Annotated in this window: 3 protein-coding genes and 1 pseudogene; all 4 read left to right on the plus strand. The window is 39.9% G+C overall.

What is annotated here, in order from left to right; translation table 11 throughout:
- Positions 1 to 4,146, plus strand: a 4,146-nt coding sequence (locus tag H6G97_RS43620; RefSeq protein WP_199350071.1) for a hypothetical protein, incomplete at its 5' end; no start/stop codon positions are given.
- Positions 4,147 to 4,161: 15 nt separating this feature from the next.
- Positions 4,162 to 4,608, plus strand: a complete 447-nt coding sequence (locus H6G97_RS43625) for a type III secretion system chaperone family protein (RefSeq protein WP_190946728.1) — start codon at positions 4,162 to 4,164, stop codon at positions 4,606 to 4,608.
- A 24-nt stretch (positions 4,609 to 4,632) separates the two neighbouring features.
- On the plus strand, positions 4,633 to 5,040 hold the full coding sequence (locus H6G97_RS43630) for a YbjN domain-containing protein (RefSeq protein WP_190946729.1): 408 nt from the start codon (positions 4,633 to 4,635) through the stop codon (positions 5,038 to 5,040).
- A gap of 215 nt (positions 5,041 to 5,255) precedes the next feature.
- Positions 5,256 to 5,932: pseudogene (locus tag H6G97_RS54050) on the plus strand (hypothetical protein); the annotation flags it as partial.

Consider the following 5,932-nt stretch of genomic DNA (forward strand, 5'->3'; position numbering starts at 1 on the left):
GCAGATCCGAAGGCTAATCCTCAACAAGGGCAACAGCCTCCAGACGGAAAAGGCTCAGTGGCAGCAGGCTTACCTGGAGCAGAAGCAGGTGGAGAAAAGGCTCCTGCTTCTGCCAACGATGATCCAGGCTTCCAAGCAGTAGTCGGCACAACGAAAGAGGTCGCAGCAGAGCAGAAGAAACACGAGCCAGCTAATAGCAAAGCTCAAGAAGCCCAATTTGCTGCTGTACCTCCTGGCAACGAAGTAGATAGCAAAGCGCAAGCCAATCAAGTTGGTGAGATGGGGCAGGCTGAAACTCCAGCATTTGACGCAACCGCCTTCAAAGCCAAACTGATGGAGCGGATTGCTGATATGGCTCCCAAAACCTTAGAAGAGGCTGACGAGTTTAAGAATAACAACAAACTTGACTCGGTTAAGGGCGATTTAAGCGGCAAAGTTGATGAACAGCAGAAAGCTTCTCAACAGCCATTAGAAGAGAAAGCAAAAGAAACGCCTGACACCAGTGGCATTGAGTCGAAAAAAGTCACGCCACTGCCAGAGACTAATCCTGGAACACCTCCGTCAGACATCGATGCTAAGAAAGCAGCACCTAAATCGAAGGGTAAGAGTCAAGTTGAAGCGCCGTTGCAAGAAGAAAGCAAAAAGCTTGACCAGCAAATGACCCAGGCGAATGTCACTGAAGAGCAACTAGCAAATTCCAACGAACCAGAATTTCAAGCAGCACTTAAAGCGAAGAAAGACGCTCAAACAAATGCCACACAAGCCCCTCAACAGTATCGCCAGCAAGAGCAAAACCTGCTAATAAATGCTCAAGCCACTGCTGAAGCTACGGCACAGCAGCAACTACAGAGAATGCACGGCACACGTACTCAACAGCTAGGTCAAGTTGGAAATCAGCAGGTGGGAGCCAAAGGCAAAGATGAGCAGGCAAGGACTAAGGTTGCTGGTGATATTAATAAGATTTACGACAAGACCAAAGGCATTGTTGAAAAAACTCTCTCTGATTTAGATAGCCAAGTTCAGCAAGAGTTCGATGCTGGTGCAGGCGAGGCGAAGAAAGCCTTTGAGGATTACGTTGACCAACGGATGAAGGCTTATAAAGATGATCGCTATAGCGGCGTTATCGGAAAAGGGAAATGGCTCAAAGACAAACTGTTCGGTATGCCGTCAGAGGTGAACGCCTTTTATCAAGAGGGACGGCAGCTTTACATCAATAGAATGGATGGCGTAATCAACAAAGTTGTTGCCATTATCAGCAAAGGGCTAACCCAAGCCAAAACGGAAATTACCAAAGGCAAGCAGGAAATTCAAAACTATGTTAACCGATTGCCTCAAGACCTGAAAGCAGTTGGTCAACAAGCAGCAGCAGACATTGAAAGTAAGTTTGATGCATTGGAACAAAGCGTCAAAGATAAAGAAAATGAGCTAATTGAGACTCTAGCGCAGAAATATCAAGAGAATTTGGAAGCAGTTGATGCCCGCATTGATGAGATGAAGGCGGCAAATAGTGGTCTAGTTCAAAAAGCTCTCGATGCTGTTGTGGGAGTTATAAAGACGATCATTGAACTGACCAAAATGCTCATGCAGGTGTTGGGAAGGGTTGCGGGTGTGGTTGAACAAATCCTTAAAGACCCGATTGGTTTTTTGGGTAATTTGATTCAGGCGCTTAAGCAAGGCTTCCTGAACTTTATGAATAATATCGGCAAGCACCTGAAAAAGGGTTTAATCGGTTGGCTGACTGGCACGATGGCAGAATCTGGGATTGAGATGCCGAAAAAATTTGACCTCAAAGGTATCTTTGGCTTGGTATCGGAGGTTTTAGGATTCACCTATCAGGTAATTCGGGCACAAGCTGTGAAACGATTGGGTGAGAAAAAGGTCGGCCATCTCGAACAAAGCTTCGACATATTTCAAGTCTTAACTAGCGAAGGAGTAGCTGGTATTTGGCAGTTTGTCCAAGACCGGATAGGCGATCTCAATGAGCTTGTCATTAAACCGATTAAGGACTTTGTAATTGAAACCGTGATTTTTGCAGGGGTAGAGTGGGTTCTCAGCCTCCTGACTCCAGCCTCAGCATTTGTGAAAGCTGCCAAGGCGATTTACCAAATTATCAGCTTTTTCATTGAACGCGCCCAGCAAATTGCAAGCTTGATTAACGCAATTTTGGATGCTGTCAGTGCGATCCCTTCTGGTGCGATCGACCAAGCTGTTAAGGGCGTTGAAAATGCCCTTGCTAAGTCTTTACCAGTTGTCATCAGTTTTCTAGCAAGTCTTTTGGGCTTAGGTGGGATTGCCGGCAAGATTCAGGCAATCTTCCAAAAACTGCGTAAACCGATGGAAAAAGCAGTTGATTGGGTAATTGATAAAGGTGCAAAGGCGTTTAATAAAGTTGGTAACAAGGTTAAGAATAGCAAGTTTGGTAAGAAGGCTGGAGAACTGAAAGATAAGGCGAAGGAGAAATATAAAGCAGGTAAGCAGTGGGTTGAGGATAAGAAGGAAACTGCAAAAAATCGGTTTGAAGAGAAAAAGGAAGCCGCTTTAGGTGGAAAAGATAAGAGGGCGCAAGAACAGAAATCAGCCGATTTAAAAGCTGCACTGAAGGAAGCAGAAAGGATTGGTGATAATGATGAATTGTCTTTAAAGGAAGTGAAGAACCGCATCAAAACCATCAAGAAGAGCTACCGAATGCAATATCTCAAGCTGGTTGTTGATAAACAGACAAAAGATGGAGATATCATTCACTTTGAAGGAAAAATTAATCCTGAAGGACAATCAGACCAGGTTGAACATAAGAGCAATGAAGAAGATGAAGGCAGATTTGACAAACTGCTGTATGAGTCTTTAAAGCAAGTTTCCAATACCTATTATAAAGGTTATTCAAAAGTCGATATCCGTAGCGGTAAAGCACGACAATCATCGGACTTAATAAATCCTGGCGGTGCTTCTACTACAGAAAATCTCACAACGGAGACACCACAAAGAAATCGTGAATTACTTGAACGTTCAAAATCTAACCAGAGCCAGAAAACAGGAAAATCATCGGGTGTAATAGATCCTCGCGTTGCTGCTATCGAAAATCCAACAGCTGAGACACCACAGAGAGATCGTGAATTACTTGAACGTTCAAGAGCTGATAGAGAAACGACAATAAAACAAGAAGGTAATAAAATTCATCAAGAATTGACTAAAGCGCAGATAGCTTATTCTGTAGCTAGTCAAGCAGAATTTTATCCAAATAACACTTTTAAAGTTGGTGGGGGAAATTTCTTCGTCTGCCAGGTGAATAATTATTACATAGTACCTACATTTAAAGCAGACCAGGTATACGACTATTATTTGAAATCTGCTAGCGGTAACACTTACAAACAAACAAGGTCGTTATTACAAAAGAGACTTAAAGACTTACAAGAAGAAAAATCAAAAGCCGAGAAAGTAATCAGCGCAATTCAAGAAAATGATAAAATTGCTGACGAAGATAAAGCCGAAAAAATCCAAAATAAGGAACAATTAATTCAACGTATTCAACAAGATTACTCTGCCATAGAGAGTGCGGGAGACCCAAATACAATGCTGAATATCTGTAAAGAACAAATCCAAAATAAGAAGATTACAGGTTTCAACTTGAGTATCAAGGCAAAAGTTGGAGTTCCCCGAGAACTGACAAGTAAGTATGACTATGGAAGTAATCCTGTATCAGTTAAACAAGCTAAAGAGTTCTATAAGTATTTTCCCAATAGCATCACAGGTGCATCAAATCCAGAAACAGTATTTGTAGCATCAGTTGTTGCAGAACCATCACGGCATTCTGTGGGACATATTACTAATATGCTATTACTTGACGAGAAAAGTGAAGGCTTTAAAAATGAAAGTGAAAATGTCTTCCAATATCTTTCAATGTCTCAAGCCGAGAGCGATCCTAATCCTAGGGATGTTAAAATCGAGGAACTTGACTCTAGGTTAAATCATGAAGGTAAGAGAGAACTTGTTACTAGTAGAGATTTATCAGCAGTGAAGGAGAAAAATCCAAAATTATATCAAGATTTACGCAAGATTTTTGAAGATCATAAACCTGAAAAAGATGAAAGTATTGTTGTCAAATTTAGTGCCGCTATCACCAATTATTTGGAATTACCTAACAACAGTTGACTATGAATTAAATCTATGACAATACATTTTATAATGACTGCTTTGCTGGAAGCAGGTTGGCTGCCTACACAGACCGATGATTATTGGTTATTAATTCCTGTGGAGGAAAGTCACAGAGCATTTTTTATCTCTTTTTATTGTCAGGACGAGCATAAAATGTTGTCTGCTAAGGGGAATATTGCAGTATATGTACCGGAAGAGAAAGAATTAGTAATTCTTGAGTTTATCAATTATGCAAATTATAGAATCTCTGTTGGTAATTTGGAATTAGATATAAATACCAAACAAGTATACTTTAGAATAGGTATGTTTTTTGAAAACATCCAGTTAAATCCTCAATTAGTGCACAATATTGCACAAGAAGTTTATCAAGGAGTTCAAGATTTCTGGTCATCAATCACATCGATTTTAGAAGATAAAATGTCCATAGAGAATGCATTTCAAAAAGCCAACCTAAACTAAAAAATTCAGAAAGGATAAAGGCTTATGGACGAAGAAATTTTACAAGCTTTGAAAAAAGAAGGTTGGAATTTAGAGAAGGCTAACAATGGTTTATATCATACTCTTTATCATGGTCAAAATGCTGAGTTAATAGTTAATCTCAATATCATGAATTTAGAGAAATCTATTATATTAGCTATTGCATGCTTACCTATAAAGGTTATGCCATCTCAAAATAATAAAATAGCACAATTTCTCAATCAATTAAACCTGAAAACATTCTTTGGCAGTTTTGAGTTGAATTATACTACTGGGGAAATTGCTTTTCATACTGGTATTTTCTACTTTAATACAGACTTACAAATGCCCATGATCGTTAATTGCCTCGATGCTGCGGCTTACGCTGCTGATATGGATTATCCATCTATTCTAGAAAAAGTTGGAGATAATTGAATCTGACATAACGTTGAAGCTGGAAACTTTAATGTAGCTGAATATAAAGTGCGATCACCTGATACTGACTTGGCAGTGGGATAATCTGTAGGGCGATCGCGACTTTTGGTCTTAATATTAGTCCAAAAGCCTCGGTTCATCTAAGTTAGAATTCTGACGGCTGGTTGAATTGTAATTCTATGAAAGCTACTAATGCAAGCATAAATTTGTAGGATATGGTAACTGGAAATCATCAATTAGACAGCGAACTAGCTTTACATGACCCCTCGTCGCAATCTCCTTTAACCGTTCGCGCGATCGCCATCATCTGCTGCACAAGCCTAGCATTTATAATTTCTTGCTCAATCGACAGCAGAGAGATTGCAGATGAATCAATACGTCGGACAGTAGAGATATTACTAAACCTGATAGAACAGCAACAAGTAGAAATCAAAGAGCTACGGGAAGAAAACCAAAAACTGCGGGACGAAAACAACCGTCTCAAAGGAGAACAAGGTAAACCAAACATAAAAGGCAATAAAAATATTGGGTTTAAAAACAATCACTCGTCAGAAAAAGAGCGATTTACCCCGACAGAACATAACAAAAGAAGTAAAAACAAGACTATAAAAGTAGACCGACAAGAGATAGTTACTTATCCGAAAGAAAAACTACCCCCAGATGCAGAATTTAAGGGTTATGAAGAAGTAATAGTCCAAGATATTTTACTAAAACCAGATAACGTACTATTCCGCAAGCAAAAATACTACTCACCGCAAACAGGAAAAACTTATTTAGCATCCCTACCATTTGGTTACGACGGAGAATTCGGTCCGGGAATAAAAGCCTTAGTAATAAGCCTGTATTATGGCGGAAATATGACTCAAGGTAAGCTTTTAGAATTTTTAGAAGA

Source organism: Nostoc flagelliforme FACHB-838, assembly GCF_014698065.1.
Classification (GTDB): Bacteria; Cyanobacteriota; Cyanobacteriia; order Cyanobacteriales; family Nostocaceae; genus Nostoc; species Nostoc flagelliforme_B.

Coding starts and splice junctions, on each gene's coding strand:
- H6G97_RS43625 (WP_190946728.1), top strand. CDS start 4,162: ATGACAATACATTTTATAATGACTGCTTTGCTGGAAGCAGGTTGGCTG.
- H6G97_RS43630 (WP_190946729.1), top strand. CDS start 4,633: ATGGACGAAGAAATTTTACAAGCTTTGAAAAAAGAAGGTTGGAATTTA.